This window comes from Kushneria marisflavi, from assembly GCF_002157205.1.
In the GTDB taxonomy this organism is placed as follows: domain Bacteria; phylum Pseudomonadota; class Gammaproteobacteria; order Pseudomonadales; family Halomonadaceae; genus Kushneria; species Kushneria marisflavi.
Genome location: NZ_CP021358.1, coordinates 829,786 through 850,844, shown reverse-complemented (window position 1 = coordinate 850,844; position 21,059 = coordinate 829,786). Strand labels below are relative to the sequence as shown.

The 21,059-nt window shown below is 59.3% G+C and carries 15 protein-coding genes; 10 read left to right on the top strand and 5 right to left on the bottom strand.

Going from position 1 to position 21,059, the window contains the following annotated elements; translation table 11 throughout:
- Nucleotides 1-34: 34 nt before the first annotated feature.
- The 3 genes from corA to B9H00_RS03905 all read right to left on the bottom strand — a co-directional run bounded on the left by corA (nt 35) and on the right by B9H00_RS03905 (nt 4,741).
- A complete protein-coding gene (gene corA, locus B9H00_RS03915) occupies nt 35-982 on the bottom strand; it encodes a magnesium/cobalt transporter CorA (protein ID WP_086899567.1) in 948 nt (315 codons plus the stop codon).
- 113 nt (nt 983-1,095) lie between these two features.
- Nucleotides 1,096-2,628, bottom strand: a complete 1,533-nt coding sequence (locus B9H00_RS03910; protein WP_169713417.1) for a chemotaxis protein CheW — start codon at nt 2,626-2,628, stop codon at nt 1,096-1,098.
- Nucleotide 2,629: 1 nt separating this feature from the next.
- Complete coding sequence (locus B9H00_RS03905; protein WP_086899565.1) at nt 2,630-4,741, bottom strand: methyl-accepting chemotaxis protein; 2,112 nt, start codon at nt 4,739-4,741, stop codon at nt 2,630-2,632.
- A gap of 360 nt (nt 4,742-5,101) precedes the next feature.
- Between B9H00_RS03905 and doeA the strand changes: the two genes are divergently transcribed.
- The 6 genes from doeA to eno all read left to right on the top strand — a co-directional run bounded on the left by doeA (nt 5,102) and on the right by eno (nt 12,054).
- Nucleotides 5,102-6,289 (top strand): ectoine hydrolase DoeA, encoded by a 1,188-nt coding sequence (doeA, locus tag B9H00_RS03900; protein ID WP_086899564.1) that lies wholly within the window; start codon nt 5,102-5,104, stop codon nt 6,287-6,289.
- Between the two features lie 71 nt (nt 6,290-6,360).
- A complete protein-coding gene (gene doeB / locus B9H00_RS03895; protein WP_174678713.1) occupies nt 6,361-7,368 on the top strand; it encodes a N(2)-acetyl-L-2,4-diaminobutanoate deacetylase DoeB in 1,008 nt (335 codons plus the stop codon).
- A gap of 93 nt (nt 7,369-7,461) precedes the next feature.
- Nucleotides 7,462-7,944: an Lrp/AsnC family transcriptional regulator gene (locus tag B9H00_RS03890; protein WP_086899562.1), complete on the top strand. Its 483-nt coding sequence runs from the start codon at nt 7,462-7,464 to the stop codon at nt 7,942-7,944.
- An 84-nt stretch (nt 7,945-8,028) separates the two neighbouring features.
- On the top strand, nt 8,029-9,711 hold the full coding sequence (locus B9H00_RS03885; protein ID WP_086899561.1) for a CTP synthase: 1,683 nt from the start codon (nt 8,029-8,031) through the stop codon (nt 9,709-9,711).
- Nucleotides 9,698-10,558: a 3-deoxy-8-phosphooctulonate synthase gene (gene kdsA, locus B9H00_RS03880; protein WP_086899560.1), complete on the top strand. Its 861-nt coding sequence runs from the start codon at nt 9,698-9,700 to the stop codon at nt 10,556-10,558. The genes B9H00_RS03885 and kdsA overlap by 14 nt, the downstream gene beginning before the upstream one ends.
- A gap of 200 nt (nt 10,559-10,758) precedes the next feature.
- Nucleotides 10,759-12,054, top strand: a complete 1,296-nt coding sequence (eno, locus tag B9H00_RS03875; protein WP_086899559.1) for a phosphopyruvate hydratase — start codon at nt 10,759-10,761, stop codon at nt 12,052-12,054.
- 579 nt (nt 12,055-12,633) lie between these two features.
- On the opposite strand, the gene fdxA is transcribed toward eno, so the two are convergent.
- Together fdxA and mutS are read right to left on the bottom strand one after the other, a co-directional pair.
- Complete coding sequence (fdxA, locus tag B9H00_RS03870) at nt 12,634-12,957, bottom strand: ferredoxin FdxA (protein WP_086899558.1); 324 nt, start codon at nt 12,955-12,957, stop codon at nt 12,634-12,636.
- 154 nt (nt 12,958-13,111) lie between these two features.
- Nucleotides 13,112-15,658: a DNA mismatch repair protein MutS gene (gene mutS / locus B9H00_RS03865; RefSeq protein ID WP_086899557.1), complete on the bottom strand. Its 2,547-nt coding sequence runs from the start codon at nt 15,656-15,658 to the stop codon at nt 13,112-13,114.
- 233 nt (nt 15,659-15,891) lie between these two features.
- Here mutS and B9H00_RS03860 point away from each other — a divergent pair, with 233 nt between their 5' ends.
- The 4 genes from B9H00_RS03860 (at nt 15,892) to alaS (ending at nt 21,035) form a co-directional block, all read left to right on the top strand.
- Entirely contained in the window at nt 15,892-16,395 is a 504-nt protein-coding gene (locus B9H00_RS03860; protein WP_086899556.1) for a CinA family protein, read from the top strand.
- A gap of 144 nt (nt 16,396-16,539) precedes the next feature.
- Nucleotides 16,540-17,613: a recombinase RecA gene (recA, locus tag B9H00_RS03855; protein WP_086899555.1), complete on the top strand. Its 1,074-nt coding sequence runs from the start codon at nt 16,540-16,542 to the stop codon at nt 17,611-17,613.
- 91 nt (nt 17,614-17,704) lie between these two features.
- The gene (locus B9H00_RS03850) at nt 17,705-18,151 is read left to right on the top strand and encodes a regulatory protein RecX (protein WP_086899554.1); all 447 of its coding nucleotides are present in this window, start codon (nt 17,705-17,707) and stop codon (nt 18,149-18,151) included.
- 277 nt (nt 18,152-18,428) lie between these two features.
- Nucleotides 18,429-21,035: an alanine--tRNA ligase gene (alaS, locus tag B9H00_RS03845; protein WP_086899553.1), complete on the top strand. Its 2,607-nt coding sequence runs from the start codon at nt 18,429-18,431 to the stop codon at nt 21,033-21,035.
- The last annotated feature ends 24 nt before the right edge of the window (nt 21,036-21,059 follow it).

The window sequence follows — 21,059 nt, the reverse complement described above, 5'->3', positions numbered from 1 at the left end:
GTTGCGCCTGCCGGCATGGACCGGCGTGGTGTCATCAGAGCCAGCCGCGATGTTTAAAGTACAAAAATGGCGTCAGACCCGACAGGAACATGACAAAAATGGCAAAGGGATAGCCCAGCGGCCAGTGCAGCTCGGGCATGACATCAAAGTTCATGCCGTAGATGCTGGCGATCATGGTCGGGGGGAGAAATACGACCGAGGCGATCGAGAAGATCTTGATGATCTGGTTTTGTTGAATATTGATAAAGCCCTGGGTCGTATCCATGAGGAAGTTGACCTTGTCGGACAAAAACGTGTTGTGCGACATCAGGGCGTCCACGTCCTGAAGCACCTCACGGGCCTGTTCCTGAAGTTCCGGGTGGCGGCGCAGGTGGCGCAGCAGAAAATGAAGCGAGCGCTGGGTATCCATCAGACACAGCCGGATCTTGCCGACGCTGTCCTCGACCTTGGCCAGCCGATCGATGGCGTCCTCGAGGTCCGAATCCTCGACTTCAAGCACCTGATGACTGACCTGCTCGAGGTCGCGGTGCATGTCTTCGACACTGTCGGCAAGGTTTTCCACCTTCTGCTCGAAGATGGTCACCATCAACTCCTGAGGCGAGCCGGCCTCGATCTGGCCGCGTCGCGCCCGCAGCCGCAGCAGCCTGAAATCCGCCAGGTCCTCTTCACGCAGGCTCAGGAGCCGCTGTGGCTGGAGGATGAAGGCCACCGTGGTGTTCTGGTGCTTGCCTTCGTTGCGAGTCAGAAACAGGGAGTGCACGTGAAGGCCGTCGGCATCCGAGAAGTAGCGCGCCGACGACTCGATCTCTTCAACATCGGTACTCCCGGGCAGCTCCTCGGCAAGAAAGGGGGCCAGTGCCTCACGCTCACTGTCACTGGGTTCCTGCGCATCGATCCAGGTTGCCTGCGACAGACGCGCTTCGAGCGCATCGTCGGCCAGTTCGTGAATGGTCTGCTGCGCAAGGCTGTAGGTCCTGATCATGATGGCATTCCGGCACGGTATAGATGGTCCTCATGATCCCAGAGCATGGGGAGATTGCCAAAGACTTTAGTGCCGGCCATGCCGTGGTGCGTCTGCTGCTGTGGCCCCTGGGCTCAGACAGAGGGTACCGATGAGGCCGCATCGATCATGGCGCAGTGGTAGGGCGTATTGACATCAACCAGCAATGCCGCGAGCGTTTCCAGACACAGTACCGACAGGATTTTCTTGTTGGCGCCGGTGCCGACCACGATCAGGCGCTTGCACTGCTCGATCGGCGGGGTGCCGGATTCCTGCTCTCCCCGCCAGCGAATGATCAGACTATTGGCCGGAGCGTCGAGATACTCGATATGACGGGCATTATCGATCATGAAACCGACCCGATAATCGCCGCAGGCCACAATCAGGACGTCGGTGGCCGGCGTATCATGGGGCGTTTTCAAAAGCCGGCGCAGATCGATCAGCGATACAGCGTCATCGCGATGGAACAGGGTGCCTTCCCATCCCTCTCGTGGATTGGTACTGGGCGTGAAATTCTCGGGCATGGCGATGACTTCATCGAGCTGCTCAAGAGGCGTCACGTACTGGCCGAAGGCGTCATAGTGCACAAAGGCGAAACGGCGATAGATTTCGCCTTGCGTGTTGTCTTCGTCCTGTTTGCCGGCATACATGGCGGCAATGGTGAGAAAATCCTGGTCGGTGGCAAATCGCTCGCCATCAAGCAGCAGGGATTCTCCCAGTTCGGGATGCGTCATCATGCCGGCAACGGTAGCGTCGGCGCAGGCATGGTTGTCGGCCAGCGGCATGATCTCTGCCTGGTCGTAATCAACCATTCGCAGCACGCGTGTGGCCGCCAGCGCCATCAACTGACCGCGAACGGTCACGATCACCATCAGCCCGACTCTGGCCGTACATTTCCTGTCGAGTCGAGCCAGAATCAGCGGACAAAAGACGGGCATGTCACTGTCTCGCAGGGGCGCTGTGCCCATGAAGCCCTCGACCTCGATCACCGGCGGATCAAGCCTTTCCAGCGGCTGAATTTCACGCACCATGGTAGACGGCAGGCTGAGCGTCACGCCCAGACATTCGATCATCAGGGCGCGATGACGCTCACGAGGGCGGCCGTCGCTGGAAGCCATCTCCTGTGGAGTTTCAAGTGCGTGGCTTTCGGTGGCATTCGTTGAACGTGTCACACCTTCAAGCGCGAACAGGGCATCAAGGTCCAGTACATAAACCAGGCGCTCTTCATCGCCCTGGTGAAAATTGAATGCCGCCGGGGTCAGGTTGACACCCGTGGGATTGTTTTCCAGCGGCTGCAAATGGTCGTCCGCCACCGAAGTAATGGAATAAATATCGTCCACGCGCAGACCAAATACTCCCGAACGCCACTGCACGACGGCAACCCGGTCGCCTTCGCTGCGTGCTCCGGTACTGTCATCGAGCCGCAGAAGACGCGCCAGGTCGATGACCGGAATCATCTCCTCGCGCAGCATGAAGGCTCCCAGTGACCAGACCGGCGCCATGGGGGCCGGGGTCAGGCGGTGCGGAAGATCTGCCACTTCCCTCAGTGCGCTGACGGGAAGGGCAACGTTGCTCTGACCGATCCCCAGCACACCATAGGTACCGGCATGGATAGCATATTTGGTCATGTCAGGCGCTCTTGTGGGACCTGCCAGTGGTGACATCATCTGCCTGATGAGCCGCTGTCGCGGCATTCAGGGCAAGGATTGCCTGCTCGACGTGCTCGGCCGTCTCAAGCTGGGCGCGCGTGGCATGGGTAATTTCATCCACGGAACTGCTGGTCTTTTCGATGCCCTCCACGATCTTTTCAAACGAGGCTCTCGCATCACGAGAGACGGTATTGCCTTCTTCGATGCGTCGGCTGGATTCTCCCAGCAGGCGATTGATCTGACGGGTGGCATCAGAGGACTTTTCAGCCAGCTTTCGGACTTCATCGGCCACTACGGAAAAGCCCAGTCCGTGTTCACCGGCGCGCGCAGCCTCGATGGCGGCGTTGAAGGCCAGCAGGTTGGTCTGATTGGCAATCTCGCCGATCACCTTGACGATGGCGTCGACATCCTCGGAGGACTTTCGAATGGCTTCCATGACCTCGGTGGAGCGCGTTAGGGTGTTGCTGCCGCGCTGCGCTTCTTCCTGTGTGAAATGCGCCAGCTGCTGGGTCAGCTGAGCGTTTTCGGCAATGGCATTAATGGAGGCATTAAGGCCCGAGATGCTTGAACTCATCGAAGAAGCCTGGTCCTTGATACTCTCTTCAAGTTTCACCTGATCGGTAATGTCGGTGGCAAACTTGATGATCTTGTAGGGCGTGCCCGTGGCATCAAGAATCGGGTTGTAGGTGCCCTGAATCCAGACGCGCCGACCAAACTTGCCCAGGCGGCTGAAACGTCCGCTAAAGAACTCGCCGCTGCCGAGTTTTTGCCAGAAGTCACGGTAGTCGGTGCTCATGACGTAATCATTGTCACAGAACATCCGGTGATGCTGGCCCTGTACCTCGTCCAGGGTATAGCCCATGGTGTGGAGGAAGTTGCGATTGGCGGCGAGAATGTTGCCCTTGAGGTCAAATTCGATCACTGCCTGAGCGCGGTCGATCGCCTTGAGTCGCCCTTCAAGCTCCACGCCTTCACGCTTTCGGGTGGTAATGTCGGTGGCAAATTTGACCACCTTGAAGGGCTTGCCGTTCATGTCAAAGATGGGGTTATAGGTCGCCTGCAGCCAGAGCTTTTTGCCCTCGCGCGTCAGCCGACTGTACTCGCCGCTCATGAACTTGCCGCGGCCCAGCTCCTCCCAGAAGCGACGATATTCGTCGCTGTCGGCGTAGTCGGGCTCACAGAACATGCGATGATGCTGGCCCCTGATCTCTTCGAATCGATAGCCGGTGGTATCCAGAAACGCCGGGTTGGCATCCAGAATATAACCTTCCAGGTCGAACTCGATGACGGCCTGGGCCCGACTGATGGCCTTGACCTTGCCCTCAAACTCGGCGTTGGCCAGCTTGCGGCTGGTAATGTCGGTGGCGAACTTGACGATGCGATAGGGTCGCCCGGCAGGGTCCATGATCGGGTTATAGGTCGCCTGCAGCCAGAGCTCGCTGCCGTCCTTGCGAAATCGTTTGTACTCTCCCTGTGCAAATTCGCCCCGGGCGAGATTTTTCCAGAATTCACGATATTCGACCGATTGGGTAAGAGCCTCATCACAGAACATGCGGTGATGCTCGCCAATGATTTCGCTGGCTCGGTAGCCCACGGCGTTCAGGAAGTTATCGTTGGCCGAGAGAATATTGCCCTGCAGATCGAACTCGATGACGGCCTGGGCGCGGTTGATTGCATCTACCTTGCCTTCGAATTCGGCATCGTGCTGCTTTTGTGCGGTGATGTCGGAGGCAAACTTGATCACCCGAGCCGGCTTGCCGCTGTCATCGAAAATGGGGTTGTAGGTGGCCTGCAGCCAGATTTCCCGGCCGTTTCTTCCAATGCGACGATACTCACCGGCATCGAACTCCCCGCGGCCAAGCTTTTGCCAGAAGGCGCGATATTCAGGCGAGGCAATCTCTTCAGGGTCACAGAAGATGCGGTGATGCTTGCCTTTGATCTCTTCGAGACTGTAACCCACCGTGGTCAGGAAGTTTTCATTGGCATCAATGATGATGCCTTCGGTGGTGAACTCGATGACGGCCTGAGCACGATCAATGGCGGCTCGAAAGAAATCCTTCTGGCGGTCAGTGGCAACGCTGATATCTTTCATGTGACGGCAATCTCTCATGGAGGCGTCCTGATCATCTGCCGCTCAGGGCGTCGTTAAAACAAGCGCAACGAAGGGTGCGCATTCTGTGGCGTATATCGACCCTTTCGTGAGAGGGCTTTAATTCAAATTAACAATGATCCTGTGTGCTCTGGAGCGATTGATGGTAAGGCTTCGATAGGGGGCGTATCGTCGAAAAACGCCTGCGGAAAGCTTTTGACCCCGACAATCGGACAAGGGCAGACTGGCTGAGGCGGGGTGGTGGTCGCGCAGTAGCCATTGACCCCGTGTGTCTGGCTTGTTTTCGGGACGTCGTTGAATACAACAAGTGCCCGGTTTGTGGACCGGGAAAAGCGAGCGCCAATGACCGACATTGCACTTCCCTTTACGCGCGAGGAATATGCTCAGCGCCTGGCCCGGGTAAGAGCGGCGATGGCGCGTGCCGAGCTGGATCTCCTGATCGTCTATGACCCCTCCAACATGGCCTGGCTGACCGGCTATGACGGGTGGTCGTTCTATGTTCACCAGTGTGTCCTGATCAGTCTTGATCAGGACCCGGTGTGGTACGGACGACGCCAGGACAGTAATGGCGCCATACGCACCTGCTATATGAATCCCGAAACGCATGTGACCTGGTATCCGGACTATTACGTCCAGAATCCCGACATGCACCCGATGGAGTATCTTTCCCGGTCGATTCTGCCCCATTGGCAGTGGCATCGGGGGCGCATCGGTGTCGAGATGGACAACTATTACTTCTCGGCGAAGGCCTATACCAGCCTGCTGGCAAACCTGCCCGAGGCGACGCTGGTCGACGCCAATGGGCTGGTCAACTGGTGCCGGGCGATCAAGTCACCAACCGAGATCGAGTACATGCGTGTGGCCGGTCGCATCGTGGACGAGATGCATGCCCGCATTCTGGACATGGTCGAGCCCGGCCTGCCCAAGAGCCGGCTGGTGGCCGAAATCTATCGGGCCGGTGTTGAAGGCGTGGAGGGTCACGGCGGGGACTATCCGGCCATCGTGCCGCTGTTGCCGACCGGCAAGGATGCAGCCGCCCCGCACCTGACCTGGGATGATGCGCCGTTCAAAAAGGGTGAAGGCACCTTTTTCGAAATTGCCGGCGTCTACAAGCGCTATCACGCACCGCTGTCACGTACAGTATTTCTCGGTCGCCCGACGCGAGATTTTCTGCGCGGGGAGTCTGCACTGCTGGAAGGCATCGAAAACGGGCTTGAGGTCGCCAAACCCGGCAATCGCTGCTGTGATCTGGCCATGGCGCTGGGTGCGGCGATGGACAAATGGGGTTTTGATCGGGGCGGTGCCCGCTGTGGCTATCCCATCGGTCTGAGCTATCCGCCCGACTGGGGCGAGCGCACCATGAGCCTGCGTCCCAGTGACGAGACCGTACTGGAACCCGGCATGACCTTTCACTTCATGCCGGGCATGTGGATGGATGACTGGGGGCTTGAGATCACCGAGTCGATCCTGATCACCGAGACCGGGGTGGAAACCCTTTGCAATTTTCCCCGTCAGCTTTTCGTTAAATAGCGCGTCTGTTTCCGGTGGCCCGGATGAGCCCGGGCCATCGGGCGCACTCACTACAGGGAGCAGCACTGCCCATGCGTCCAAGTCCGATCTCTGCCACTGTCGATTTTGACGCCGATGGCGTCCAGCACGGCTTTCTCAAGCTGCCGGTTTCCCATGATGAATCCGCCTGGGGGGCGGTGATGATCCCGATCACCGTGGTCAAGAATGGTGAGGGGCCCACCGCGCTTTTGACCGGCGGCAATCATGGCGATGAATACGAAGGCATCACGGCACTCTTGAAACTGGCCCGACGTCTGACGGCCGAGGAAGTTCAGGGGCGTGTGATCATCGTGCCGATGATGAATCAGCCGGCTGCGCAGGCCGGACGGCGGACCTCGCCGATGGATCGCGGCAATCTCAATCGCAGTTTTCCGGGTGACCCGGATGGCGGCCCGACGAAGCAGATTGCCGATTACTTCACCCGCTATCTGGTGCCCATGTGCGACTACGCGCTGGACCTGCATTCAGGCGGGCGCACGCTGGATATCCTGCCGTTTGCCGCCGCTCACCGGCTTGATGATCTCGAGCTTGAGCGCAGAAGCCTCAAGGGCGCGATCGATTTTGGCGCCTCGACCGCCATCATGATGTATGAGCTTGATGCAGCTGCGCTTTACGACACGGTGGTGGAAAATCAGGGCAAGGTGCTGGTGACCACCGAGCTGGGCGGTGGCGGGACGTCAACGCCGGCCAGTATCGAGATCAGCGAGCGCGGCGTGCACAACTTTTTGATCTTTGCCGGCATTACCAAAGGAGACATTCAGCGTCCGCCACGCCAGCAGTATGTCGAGATGCCGGATGCCTCCTGCTACGTGCAAAGCGAGCACACGGGGCTTCTGGAAATGACCTGCGCGCTTGGCGGGCTGGTACGCAAGGGTGAGGTGGTCGCGCGACTCTGGGACATCACGCGTACCGGCGCCGAGCCCGTTGAATATCGTGCCGAGCGTGACGGTCTGGTGCTGGCCCGGCGTTTTCCGGCGCGCGTCGACATGGGCGACACCATCGTGGTCATCGGAGAAGTGGTCAAAACGCTGGAGCGCTGATGATCAAAACGGCCTCGATCCCTGCAGGTTGATGACAGGCATTGATCGACGGCCGATGCTTCGTGTTCTTTCCTGATTCAATGCGAGGGTTCGATGAAGCTTGACCAGTACGATCTACGCATTCTCGATATCCTCTCCCGGGATGGCCGCATTACCAAATCGCGGCTGGCCGAGGCCATCAATCTATCGGTGAGTCCCTGCTGGGAACGGGTCAGGCGTCTGGAGCGTGCCGGCATCATCGAGGGCTACAGTGCTCGAATCAGCGACCGGGTTCGGGTCTCCCTGACGTCGGTGTGGATCCAGGTCGAGCTGGAAAATCACAGCGTCAGCGTTTTCGAGCGCTTTGAGCGTGTGATGCGCGAAACGCCCCAAGTCAGCGAATGTGTGGCCGTGGGCGGCGGCGTGGATTACCTGGTACTGATCGAGGCCGAAAGCATCGATCAGTACCAACGCCTGATCGACCGCTGGCTGATGGAGGAACTCGCCATCCGGCGCTACTTCACCTATATCGTGACCAAGTCCATCAAAAAGGCCTCATCCCCGCTGATCCGGCTCAAGGCCGACAATGCAAATTGAGCGCGACGACGCTTTCGCGTAAACTGATCTCCCATCCTGGTCCGCCTTTCTGGCCGACCTTCGCTCAGCATTAACAGGTTCCCCATGACGACGCGATATATTTTCGTGACCGGTGGCGTTGTGTCTTCCCTTGGTAAAGGCATCGCTGCAGCTTCTCTGGCCGCTATTCTGGAAGCCCGTGGCCTGAAGGTCACGATTCTCAAGCTTGACCCCTATATCAACGTCGATCCGGGCACCATGAGCCCCTTTCAGCACGGTGAGGTGTTCGTCACCGAGGATGGGGCCGAGACCGATCTTGACCTGGGACACTACGAGCGTTTCATTCGCTCGCGCATGACCCAGGCCAACAATTTCACCACCGGTCGCGTCTACGAGCACGTGCTTCGAAAGGAGCGTCGTGGTGACTACCTGGGCGGTACCGTTCAGGTCATTCCGCACATCACCGACGAGATCAAGCGTCGTGTAAAGGCGGGTGCCGAAGGCTATGACGTGGCGCTGGTCGAGATTGGCGGCACCGTAGGCGATATCGAGTCCCTGCCGTTTCTGGAAGCCATTCGTCAGCTGCGCAGTGAAGTCGGCTCCAGCCACGCACTGTTCATGCACCTGACGCTGGTGCCCTACATCAAGACGGCCGGCGAGACCAAGACCAAGCCGACCCAGCACAGCGTCAAGGAGCTGCGCTCCATCGGCATCCAGCCCGATATCCTGCTGTGTCGCAGCGAAGTCGAGCTTGAAGCCAGCGAGCGTCGCAAGATCGCGCTGTTCACCAACGTGGACGAGCGCGCCGTTATTCCGATGCAGGATGCCGATACCATCTATCGCATTCCGCTGATGCTGCACGACCATGAGCTTGACGACATCGTCTGCGACAAGCTGCGTCTTGACCCGCCAGCGGCGGATCTGAGCGAATGGGTTCGGGTGCTTGATGCCAAGCTCAACCCGCTCAAGACCATCAACATTGCGATGGTCGGCAAATATATGGAGCTGCTTGACGCTTACAAGTCGCTCAATGAATCGCTGATGCATGCCGGCATTCAGACCCGCGTGAAGGTCAATATTGACTATATCGACTCCGAAACCATCGAGCGTGAAGGCGTTGAGCGTCTTGAAGGCAAGGATGCGATTCTGGTGCCGGGTGGTTTTGGTTCGCGCGGTGTGGAAGGCAAGATTGCGACCGCGCGCTATGCACGTGAGCAGGGCATCCCCTATCTGGGCATCTGCCTGGGCATGCAGGTGGCGGTCATCGAGTTTGCTCGTCACAAGGCCGGCTGGCGCGATGCCAACTCCACCGAGTTCACTCACGATACGCGTCATCCCGTGGTCGGTCTGATTACCGAGTGGATCACGCCGGAAGGGCGGATCGAGACCCGTGATGAGTCCTCCGATCTGGGCGGCACCATGCGTCTGGGTGGCCAGAGCTGTGTGCTGGCGGAAGGCTCAAAGGCACGTGAAATCTACGGCAGCGAGACCATTGTCGAGCGCCACCGCCATCGCTATGAGATCAACGATCAGTTCGTGGCGGATCTGGAAGCCGCGGGCATGGTCTTCTCCGGTCGCAGCGTGGATCAGTCGCTGGTGGAAATGGTCGAACTGCCGGATCACCCCTGGTATGTGGCCTGTCAGTTCCATCCCGAATTCACCTCGACCCCGCGTGATGGACATCCGCTGTTCACCGGTTTTGTCAACGCAGCGCTGACGCATCGCGCCGCGCGTGCACACAAGGCCGGCACGCGCGACCAGCAGGAGCGTGACGATGACCGGCACTGACATTATGCAGAAAACCGTTGCCATCGGTGATATCCCGACCGGCAATCAGCAGCCGCTGACGCTTTTTGGTGGCATGAACGTGCTCGAATCACGGGAGATGGCCATCGAGGTGGCCGATGCCTGGGTCGAAGCTACCAAAGCGCTGGGCATTCCCTATGTGTTCAAGGCCAGTTTTGACAAGGCCAACCGCAGCTCGATCCACTCCTACCGTGGGCCAGGCCTTGATGAAGGGCTCAAGATCCTTGATGAGATCAAAAGCCGCTTCAACGTGCCGGTGCTGACGGATGTGCACGAGCCGGATCAGGCGCGTGCCGTGGCCGATGTCTGTGACGTCATTCAGCTGCCGGCCTTCCTGGCCCGCCAGACCGATCTGGTGGTGGCCATGGCGAAAACCGGCGCGGTGGTCAACATCAAGAAGCCACAGTTCATTGCCCCGCACGAGATGCGCCACATCATCACCAAGTTCGAGGAGGCCGGTAACGATCGGCTGATCCTGTGTGAGCGCGGTTCAAGCTTTGGCTACAACAACCTGGTGGTCGACATGCTTGGCTTTGGCGAGATGAAAAAAACCGGCTATCCGGTCTTTTTCGATGTCACCCACTCGCTGCAGCAGCCGGGTGGGCGTGCCGACAGCGCCGGAGGACGTCGCCAGCAGGTGGTCGAGCTGGCTCGCTCCGGTGTGGCCACCGGCATCGCCGGGCTTTTTGTCGAGGCCCATCCGGACCCCGACAACGCGCGTTGCGATGGTCCCTGCGCACTGCCGCTGAATCGACTGACCCCTTTCCTGGAGCAGATCAGGATGCTCGATGGGGTGGTCAAGCACTTCGATCCCATCGATATTCGCTAGACTCAAAACGCCGGTCACGATGACCGGCGTTTTTATTGGCAGGGGCTTTGTTGCCGGCAGGGTTTTGACTTTAGTCTAACAGCGGCGGCGAGTACGCCGGCATGGCAGGCAAATGAGTCGCTTTCTATGCTTTCATGGTGCGTTCATTCGAGTCCGGTCCGAGAACGGGGCCGGAAGTTTAATCAGTGAGGATGCTTTAGATGGCCGAGATTGTTGATATTCATGGACTCGAAGTGCTCGATTCGCGCGGTAATCCCACCGTCATGGCCACGGTGACGCTGGCTGGCGGTATTCGCGAGCAGGCTTATGCGCCGTCGGGTGCCTCTACCGGTTCGCGTGAAGCGCTGGAGCTACGCGATGGTGACAAGTCACGCTATCTGGGCAAGGGCGTCAAAAAGGCCGTGGAAGCCGTCAACACGGTGATTCGTGAGCGCCTCAAGGGCATGGACGCCAACGATCAGCGCGCGCTGGATCAGGCCATGCTGGAGCTCGACGGGACCGACAACAAGGGCAACCTGGGGGCCAACGCCATTCTCGCCGTTTCGCTGGCCGCCGCGCGTGCCGCCGCGACCGAGAAGGGCATGCCGCTTTACGCCCACATTGCCGAGCTCTACGGCACGCCGGGTCAGTTCAGCATGCCGCTGCCGATGATGAACATCATGAATGGCGGTGAGCACGCGGACAATAACATCGACATCCAGGAATTCATGATTCAGCCGGTCGGCGCCAAGAGCTTTGCCGAAGGCCTGCGCATGGGTGCTGAAATTTTCCATGCATTGAAAAAGGTGCTTTCCGGTCGCGGGCAGTCTACCGCGGTGGGTGATGAGGGAGGCTTCGCGCCGAACCTTGAATCCAACGCCGATGCACTGGGCGCCATCAAGCAGGCGGTCAGCGATGCCGGCTATCAGCTGGGCCACGATGTCACGCTGGCGCTCGACTGTGCGGCGTCCGAATTCTACAAGGATGGCCAGTACACGCTCTCCGGCGAGAACAAGAGCTTTACCAGCGAAAGCTTTGCCGACTACCTGGCCGATCTGGTGGATCAGTACCCGATCGTGTCCATCGAGGACGGCCTGGATGAGTCCGACTGGGATGGCTGGAAAGCGCTGACTGACAAGCTGGGTGATCGTATACAGCTGGTGGGTGATGATCTGTTCGTCACCAACACGCGTATCTTCCGTGAAGGCATCGACAAGGGCATCGGCAACTCGATTCTGATCAAGTTCAACCAGATCGGTTCCCTGACGGAAACGCTGGATGCGATCAAGATGGCGCGTGATGCCGGCTATACCGCGGTGATCTCTCACCGTAGCGGTGAGACCGAGGACACCACCATCGCCGATCTGGCTGTTGGCACCTGTGCCGGGCAGATCAAGACCGGCTCACTGTCACGCAGCGATCGCGTTGCCAAATACAACCGTCTGCTGGTGATCGAGGATCAGTTGGCAGGCAAGGCGCCCTACAAGGGCCTGTCAGAAGTAAAGGGTCAATCCTGATCCAGAATTTCTGATCATTAAATTTAATCCGACTGCCCATGGTAGTCGGATTTTTTATGGCCTGCCCAAATATTCGACGAATCCTGGACGATTACCTTGACCCGATAGGGGGTCAGAACCCACCATAAGTACATTCGAAGCGACCCGATAGCGGGTCTGAAGCTATCTTCCCTCTTAAATTTTTGATTTGCCTGGCTTTTTGCCAAAAAAGAAAGCAAGGCGATCGTTACTTCTCTCGATTAGCTCTTTTTTAAACTCTTTTAATCGATCAGAAATTCTGATCGAGACTCAACTGACGGCGGCAAATGGATGGCCCCGCTCAGATCACCAACGACAAATTTTTTTGATGGCGCGCTGGGTATCGGATGGATTCGATTTCTCCGCATGGATGACGCCACTGGATAGAGAGCCAATGGACCGGCTCAAGGACGCAGGATGCAAGGGCGGCCCCATCGGGCCGCCTTTTTTTATGCGCTAAAAATGCAGAAGGCCCTTATGGCAGGGGCGCGGGGCGCGCATAAAGGGCATGAAAAGCAGGTGGGAGAGAACGATCGAAGCGCTGGGGCCCCATCCCGGAGATTAGCGCACCAGTTTATCGATCTTGCCGGGAACGCCGTTCCATTCATCGGCGTCGGCTGGTGGGTCAGCCCGCTCGTTGATGTTGGGCCACTGCTCGGCCAGATCGGCGTTGATCTCGATAAACTTTTCCTGACCTTCCGGTAGCTCGTCTTCCGAAAAGATGGCCTCGGCCGGGCATTCCGGTTCGCACAGAGCGCAGTCGATGCATTCATCCGGATGAATGACCAGGAAATTGGGACCTTCATAGAAGCAGTCGACCGGGCAGACTTCCACGCAGTCCATGTATTTGCATTGAATACAGTTCTCGGTGACGACAAAGGTCATGTCACGAACTCCAGGGTAGCAGGCGGCCACTGCCTGTACAGGAACAGGCAGTGCTGAATAAGGGGTGTGGGACGGCCCACAAAAGGGGCCTTATTCTAGAAGGCCGGCCCGCCCGGCGACAAGCCGCTTCTGATGAAAGTGCGGGCCGGCTGGCTTACGAGTCCTGTTTTATCCTCTCACGCCACTGATAGAGCCACTCCTGTGCCTGACGTGGTGACAGGGCGTCCAGATCCAGCTGTGAGAGGGCTTCGACCACCGGATGCGGCGTACTGGCGAAAAGATCATCCTGCTGCGGTGCGGGCGTTCTGAGAGGCGCGTTCGGGCGCTCGCTGTCCTGGGCCTCAAGCGTCAGAAGCTTTTCGCGGGCGCGGGCAATCACGGCGCGGGGGACGCCTGCCAACTGTGCCACCTGCAGCCCATAGCTCTGGCTGGCCGGGCCCGGCTCAACCCGATGCATGAACACGATCCCGTCATTATGCTCGGTAGCATTGAGATGCACGTTGGCCACACCCTCGGCCTGATCGGGAAGGCCGGTCATCTCGAAGTAGTGCGTTGCAAACAGCGTAAAGGCGCGCGTCCCGGTCAGATGCTCGGCGGCTGCCCAGGCCAGTGACAGCCCGTCAAAGGTACTGGTGCCGCGTCCGATCTCGTCCATCAATACCAGGCTTTGATCGGTCGCGTTGTGCAGGATGCTGGCGGTCTCTGTCATTTCGACCATGAAGGTCGAACGGCCGCCGGCCAGATCGTCCGAAGAACCGATGCGCGTAAAGATTCGGTCGATCGGGCCGATTTCGGCATGGCTTGCCGGCACGAAGCAGCCGGTATGCGCCAGCAGTGCAATCAGCGCATTCTGACGCATGAAAGTCGACTTGCCGCCCATGTTGGGCCCGGTAATGACCAGCATTCGGGTGGCATCGTCAAAATGCAGGTCGTTGGGTACGAAGGGGTGGCTCGAGACATGCTCGACCACCGGGTGACGCCCGTCGCGAATGGTCATGCCGGGGGCTTCACGAAGCGTTGGGCAAACCAGCGACAGCGTCTGCGCCCGCTCGGCAAAGGCGTGCAGCACATCCAGAGTGGCCAGGGCCTGGGCGGTCTGGGTCAGGGCGACCAGCTCGGCATTGAGCGCCTCTAGCAGGCCGTCGTAGAGCAGTTTCTCACGCGCCAGCGCTCGGGTGCGAGCCGAGAGCGCCTTGTCCTCGAAGGTCTTGAGTTCGGGAATGATGAAGCGTTCGGCATTCTTGAGCGTCTGGCGCCGGATGTAATCCGCCGGGACTTCCCTCGCCTGAGCACGCGGAATCTCGATGTAGTAGCCATGCACGCGGTTATAGCCCACCTTGAGCCCTGAAAGCCCGGTGCGTTCACGTTCGCGAGTTTCCAGCTGGACCAGATAGTCGCCGGCATTCTCCTGCAGCGCCCTGAACTCGTCGAGCTCCTCGTCAAAGCCTTCGCGAATGACGCCGCCATCGCGGATCACGACCGGCGGGCTGTCAATCAGCGCCCGGGTCAGCGTGTCGGCAAGCTCGGGATAGGGCACGATATGGTGAGCGAGATCGTCCAGCGTGCTGCCCCGGGCAATGCCTTCCAGCCGTTCGGCCAGCGCCGGCAGGACATTGAGGGCATCACGCAGTCGGGCAAGGTCGCGCGGTCGGGCGCTGAGCAGGGCTACGCGCGCCAGGATGCGTTCAACGTCACCGATACCGCGCAGGATATCGTTGAAGGCTTCGACATGGTCTTGTTCGCCCAGAAGCCGCACGCCCTGCTGTCGGGCGTTGATCTGATCCCGGTCGCGCAGGGGGCGGTTCAGCCAGCGCCTCAAAAGGCGCGCGCCCATTGCGGTGGCCGTGGTATCCAGCACCGAGGCCAGCGTGTTGTCCTGACCGCCGGCCATGTTCTGGTCAATTTCCAGATTGCGTCGGCTGGCGGCGTCGATCACCACTGATTCATCGCGGTTTTCAACGCCGATGGCGGTAATGTGGGGCAGGGCGGTGCGCTGGGTATCGCGGACATAATCGATCAGGACGCCGCCGGCGGTCAGTGCCCGGGTCAGATGGTCACAGCCAAAGCCGGAAAGGTTTTGTACCTGCAGTTGATCACACAGCAGACGCCGGGACGTTTCCAGATCAAAGTGCCAGTCGCTCTGGCGTCGCAAGCCGGGGCGTCCTTCCAGACGTGCGGGCAGACGCAGACTTTCCATGACCAGAAGCTCTGCCGGATCGAGTCGGTGAAGTTCGGCGAGCATGTCGCCTTCGCCTTCAACTTCCAGCACGCTGAAACGCCCGCTGGAAAGCTCGAGCCAGGCCAGTCCCCAGTGATCATTGTCGCCATGAAGGGCGGCGACCAGATTGTCACGGCGCTCGTCGAGCAGCGCTTCATCGTGCAGCGTGCCTGGAGTGACAATGCGCACGACCCGGCGCTCGACCGGACCCTTGGCGGTCGCCGGGTCTCCGATCTGTTCACAGATGGCGACCGACTCGCCCATGCGCACCAGTCGTGCGAGATAGCCTTCGGCGCTGTGGTATGGGACACCTGCCATGGGAATGGGGGCGCCGTTGGAGCTGCCGCGTGCGGTCAGCGTAATGTCGAGCAGTGACGCGGCCCGTTTGGCATCGTCATGAAAGAGTTCGTAGAAATCTCCCATGCGGTAGAACAGCAGCACATCGGGGTGCTCGCGCTTGATACGAAAATACTGCGCCATCATCGGCGTCGGTTGGGACTCGGTCTTGCCTGCCACGTGAAATTGACCCTGTCCAATGACATGTTAGGTGAAAGACCGTGAGATTATCATGATCCACTGCCTTCCCTGTATTGCTATAGTGCAGACAGCAAACGTTCAACGCGTGTAGAGCGCGCGATGGTGAGGGCGTACCCATTGTCTGTGGTGATCAAGTACCATGGGTGGCCTTGAATTCGATGTGATCGGCGGGAGTTGTCATGGCAACAGCATCAGGCATACAGGAGCTGGCCAGCCGGCTGTGTCTGCTCTGTCAGCAGCAGCGTGTGGTGCTGACCACCGCCGAATCCTGCACTGGTGGCGGTGTGGCACGTGCCATTACCGACATCGCCGGCAGCTCGTCATGTTTCGAGACCGGCTATGTGACCTATTCCAATGCTGCCAAGCAGCGTCTGCTGGGCGTGTCGTCGGTGTCTCTGGAGCTTTTCGGTGCCGTCAGTGAGACCGTGGTCCATGAAATGGTGCGCGGCGCCTGTCGTGACAGCGGTGCTGAGCTGGGGGTGGCAATCAGCGGTGTGGCAGGCCCGGGTGGCGGAACCCCGGACAAGCCAGTGGGTACCGTGTGGCTGGCATGGGGGAATGCCACCCAGAGTCAGGCCCAGTGCTATCGTCTCAACGGCGAACGCCTCGAGGTACGTCGTGAAGCCGTGGCACTGGCCCTCAGGGGGCTGATAGACCGGCTGCAGGAGAATCCCTTTGACTGACGCGCGTCTGCACGGCCTTTATAGCCTCTTGATGAAATAAGTCATCAAAAGGATGTGACAGACCGTATTTTTGGTTTAAAATACTGGACAAGCATACAGCTTAATGGCGTATCAGCGTCAGGCTGACCCGACAGGAGGGCCAACATGGCACAGGATGACAACCGCTCCAAGGCGCTTAATGCAGCGCTATCCCAGATCGAGCGCCAGTTCGGCAAGGGTGCCGTCATGCGGATGGGTGATACGCCCCGCGTGGCAATTCCCGCCGTCTCAACCGGCTCACTCGGGCTGGATATCGCGCTTGGCGTAGGCGGTCTGCCCTATGGGCGTATCGTTGAGATTTTCGGGCCCGAGGCCTCGGGTAAAACCACCATTACCCTGTCCGTCATCGCTCAGGCGCAAAAGCAGGGCAAGACCTGCGCCTTTATCGATGCCGAGCACGCACTCGACCCCAGCTACGCCGAAAAACTGGGCGTCAATCTTGATGACATGCTGGTCTCACAGCCCGATACCGGCGAGCAGGCCCTCGAGATCTGCGACATGCTGGTTCGCTCCGGCGGAGTGGATGTTATCGTGGTTGACTCTGTCGCCGCGTTGACACCGCGTGCCGAGATCGAGGGCGAGATGGGCGATTCCCACGTCGGCCTTCAGGCACGCCTGATGTCACAGGCGCTGCGCAAGGTGACCGGACACATCAAGAATGCCAACTGCATGGTGATGTTCGTCAACCAGATCCGCATGAAAATCGGTGTCATGTTTGGTAACCCCGAAACCACCACCGGCGGTAACGCGCTCAAGTTTTATTCGAGCGTACGTCTGGATATCCGCCGTACCGGTTCGGTCAAGCAGGGCGATGAAGCCGTGGGCAACGAAACCCGCGTCAAGGTCGTCAAGAACAAGGTGGCACCGCCGTTCCGTCAGGCCGAATTCCAGATCCTCTACGGCAAGGGCATTTATCACGCCGGTGAAGTGGTCGACCTCGGCGTCCAGTGCAGCCTGGTCAACAAGGCCGGCGCCTGGTACAGCTACAAGGGCAACAAGATCGGGCAGGGCAAAGCCAATGCTGCCCAGTATCTTGAAGATAACCCCGAGGTTATGCAGGAGATCGAGGACGCTATCCGCGGCCAGCTTCTGACAACACCGAAAACGAAGGAAGAAGAAAAGGCCGCAGAAGCCGAAGCGCCGGCTGACGCTGATGCCAGCGGTGACGAGCTTTTGTAGGTCGTCAATTTCTGAATAGTGGTATTAAAGGGGCACGCTCAATGGAGCGTGCCCCTTTTTGCATTGGTGCATGACGATGGGGAGGGCAGTGATGTCACAAAGAACGCCATACGAAGAGGCCATTGCACTGCTGGCCCGGCGAGAATATACCCGCAGCGAGCTCGAGGAGCGCCTGCTGCGCCATGAGCATCCGCCTGAGGAGGTCAGTGCGCTGCTGGATCGTCTTGCCGAGGACAATCTGCAGTCCGATGCTCGATTCGTTGAGCATTTCGTTCGCTCGCGCATCGCGCGTTTGCAGGGCCCGCGCAAGATCAGCGCAGAACTGTCCGGTCGGGGGATCGAGCGCGACATGATTGCTCAGGCGCTGGAAGAGAGCGACGCAGACTGGACGTCGCTTGCCGCCGAGGCGCTCCAGCGCCGTTTTGACGGCCCCGGCGATGACATGAAGGCCCGCGCCAAACGCCAGCGCTTTCTGGCATCACGTGGGTTTGACGGCCAGCAGTGCAGCAGTGCCATGCGACTGGCCTGGCTGTCGTGACATCCTGATTTGGCATGTCACGCCCGGCATGAGGCAAAATGGAGCGCATGCGGACTGTCGCACCCGGATGCGACATACTGATACATTAAGCCGCCAAAATTCGTCTCGTCGTGATCCTGCGTTTCATGATGCGCTCACGGGCGAGACATGGAAGACCATGAGGGTCACCCCTCGAGGCGCATGTTGACGACAGGTGACGGTTGCCATGCACCCATCGTTTGATGCATCGCTCGTTGCCTCATTCAAAATGACCTGACCCATTGTTTACGGGAAGCCCATGAAAAGCGCCGACATACGACAAGCATTTCTGAATTTTTTTGAACAGCATGGCCATACCCAGGTGCCTTCCAGTTCACTGGTGCCTGATAACGACCCCACGCTGCTTTTCACCAATGCCGGTATGGTGCCTTTCAAGGATGTCTTTTTAGGGCGCGACCCCAGGCCCTACGTCCGGGCGACCTCGGCACAGCGCTGTGTCAGAGCCGGCGGCAAGCACAATGACCTCGATAACGTCGGCTATACCGCGCGCCACCACACCCTGTTCGAAATGCTGGGCAACTTCAGTTTTGGCGACTATTTCAAGCGTGAGGCCATTCAATACGCCTGGCAGTTTCTGACGGTCAATCTGGGGCTGCCGGCCGAAAAGCTTTGGGTCACGGTTCATGTCAGCGATGATGAAGCCGCCGATATCTGGCTCAATGAAGTGGGCGTCAGCGCCGAGCGTTTTTCGCGTCTGGAAGAAGACAATTTCTGGCAGATGGGCGAGACCGGCCCGTGTGGTCCCTCTTCGGAAATCTTTTTCGACCACGGCCCGGATGTATTCGGTGGCCCTCCGGGAAGCCCGGATGAAGACGGCGATCGCTACATCGAGATCTGGAACCTGGTTTTCATGCAGTACGACCGTGATGCCCAGGGCAACATGACGCCGCTGCCCAGTCCTTCGATCGACACCGGCATGGGTCTTGAGCGGATTGCCGCTGTCATGCAGGGCGTTCACTCCAACTACGAGATCGATCTCTTCAAGCGTTTGCTGGCCTCTGCCGCCGAGATTACCAGCCAGGACGACATTCATCAGCCATCGCTGCGCGTGATTGCCGATCACATCCGTTCTTGTGCCTTTTTGATTGTCGACGGTGTGATGCCCTCCAACGAAGGGCGCGGCTATGTGCTGCGTCGCATCATTCGTCGCGCGGTGCGCCATGGTCACAAGCTGGGCGCGCGTGAACCCTTCTTCCACTGTCTGGTCGCGGCACTGGATGAAGAGATGGGGGAGGCCTATCCCGAGCTGCACGCCCGTCGTGAGCAGATCGAACGGGTGCTGCTCAAGGAGGAAGAGCAGTTTGCCCGCACGCTGGACCACGGCATGCGCCTGCTTGATGAAGCGCTGGCCGGGCTTGAGTCCAGTGAGCTGAGTGGCGAGACCATTTTCAAGCTCTATGACACCTATGGTTTCCCTTATGACCTGACGGCTGACATTGCCCGTGAGCGCAACATCACCCTTGATGAAGCCGGTTTTCAGCGCGAACTCGAGGCGCAGCGTGAGCGTGCCCGTGCGGCCAGTCAGTTCGGCGCGCGCCTTGAGACGAATATTGATCTTGAAGGGGCCACCGAGTTTGTCGGGCGTGATCATCTGGCCGCACAGGCGCAGGTGCTGACGCTGCTTGATGACGACGGGCAGCAGGTTGAACAGCTTGAAGCCGGTCAGAGCGGTGCCGTGGTGCTGGATGAAACGCCGTTTTATGCCGAATCCGGCGGTCAGATCGGCGATCGCGGCACCCTGTCGCTGCCGGGTGTCGTATTCAACGTCCGTGATACCCAAAAGCGGGGTCAGCACTTCGTGCATCTGGGCGAGGTCAGCGAAGGTGTGCTGCCTGCGCTGGCAAAGGTAGAGGCCAGCGTCGAGGTGCTGGCTCGTCACGCCATCATGCGCAACCATTCGGCCACCCACCTTTTGCATGAAGCGCTGCGTCGCGTACTCGGCACGCACGTGCAGCAAAAGGGCTCACAAGTGGGCGATGAGCGGCTACGCTTTGACTTCAGCCACAATGAGGCCATGACGTCAGAGGAGCTCGAGCGTGTCGAAGCCATGATCAATGAACAGGTCATGGCGAACACGCCGGTGACCACGCAGCTGATGACACTGGATGAGGCACGCAAGCTGGGCGCCCAGGCGCTGTTTGAAGCCAAGTACGGTGAAAGTGTGCGCGTATTGACCATGGGCAGCGATGACTTCTCCATTGAGCTGTGTGGCGGTACCCATGTTCTGCGTACCGGTGACATCGGGCCGGTACGACTGCTCAGCGAGACAGGTGTGGCTGCCGGTGTGCGCCGTATCGAGGCCATCTCCGGTCATGCCACCCTGCGCTGGTTCCGTGATCAGCAGTCGCTGGTGGCGCGTCTGGCCGATCAGGTGCGCGCACGTCCCGATCAGCTCGAAACACGCGTAGGCAGTCTTCTGGAGCGCAACCGCGAACTCGAGCGTGAGCTTGAACGCAATCGCGCCAAACTGGCCAGTCAGGCCGGTAATGATCTGCTGGACGCGGCCGAGGACATCGGTGGCGTTCGTGTTCTGGCTCGTCAGCTTGAAGGGGTTGGCGCGAAGGAGCTTCGCGGTGTCATGGACCAGATGAAAAACAGGCTTGGTTCCGGCGTGATTGTTCTGGCTGTGGCCGGCGATGACAAGGTCAATCTGATTGCCGGTGTCACAAAGGATCTGGTGGATCGGCTCAGTGCCGGCAGTCTCGTCAGCGCCATTGCCCCCATGGTCGGTGGTCGCGGTGGCGGTCGTGCCGACATGGCTCAGGCCGGGGGCAGCGACGTCAGTGGCGTGGACAATGCCCTGCAGGCCGCACGCCGGTGGGTTGCCGAAACACTCGAGGGATGATGGTCCAATACATCAACGAAAGGG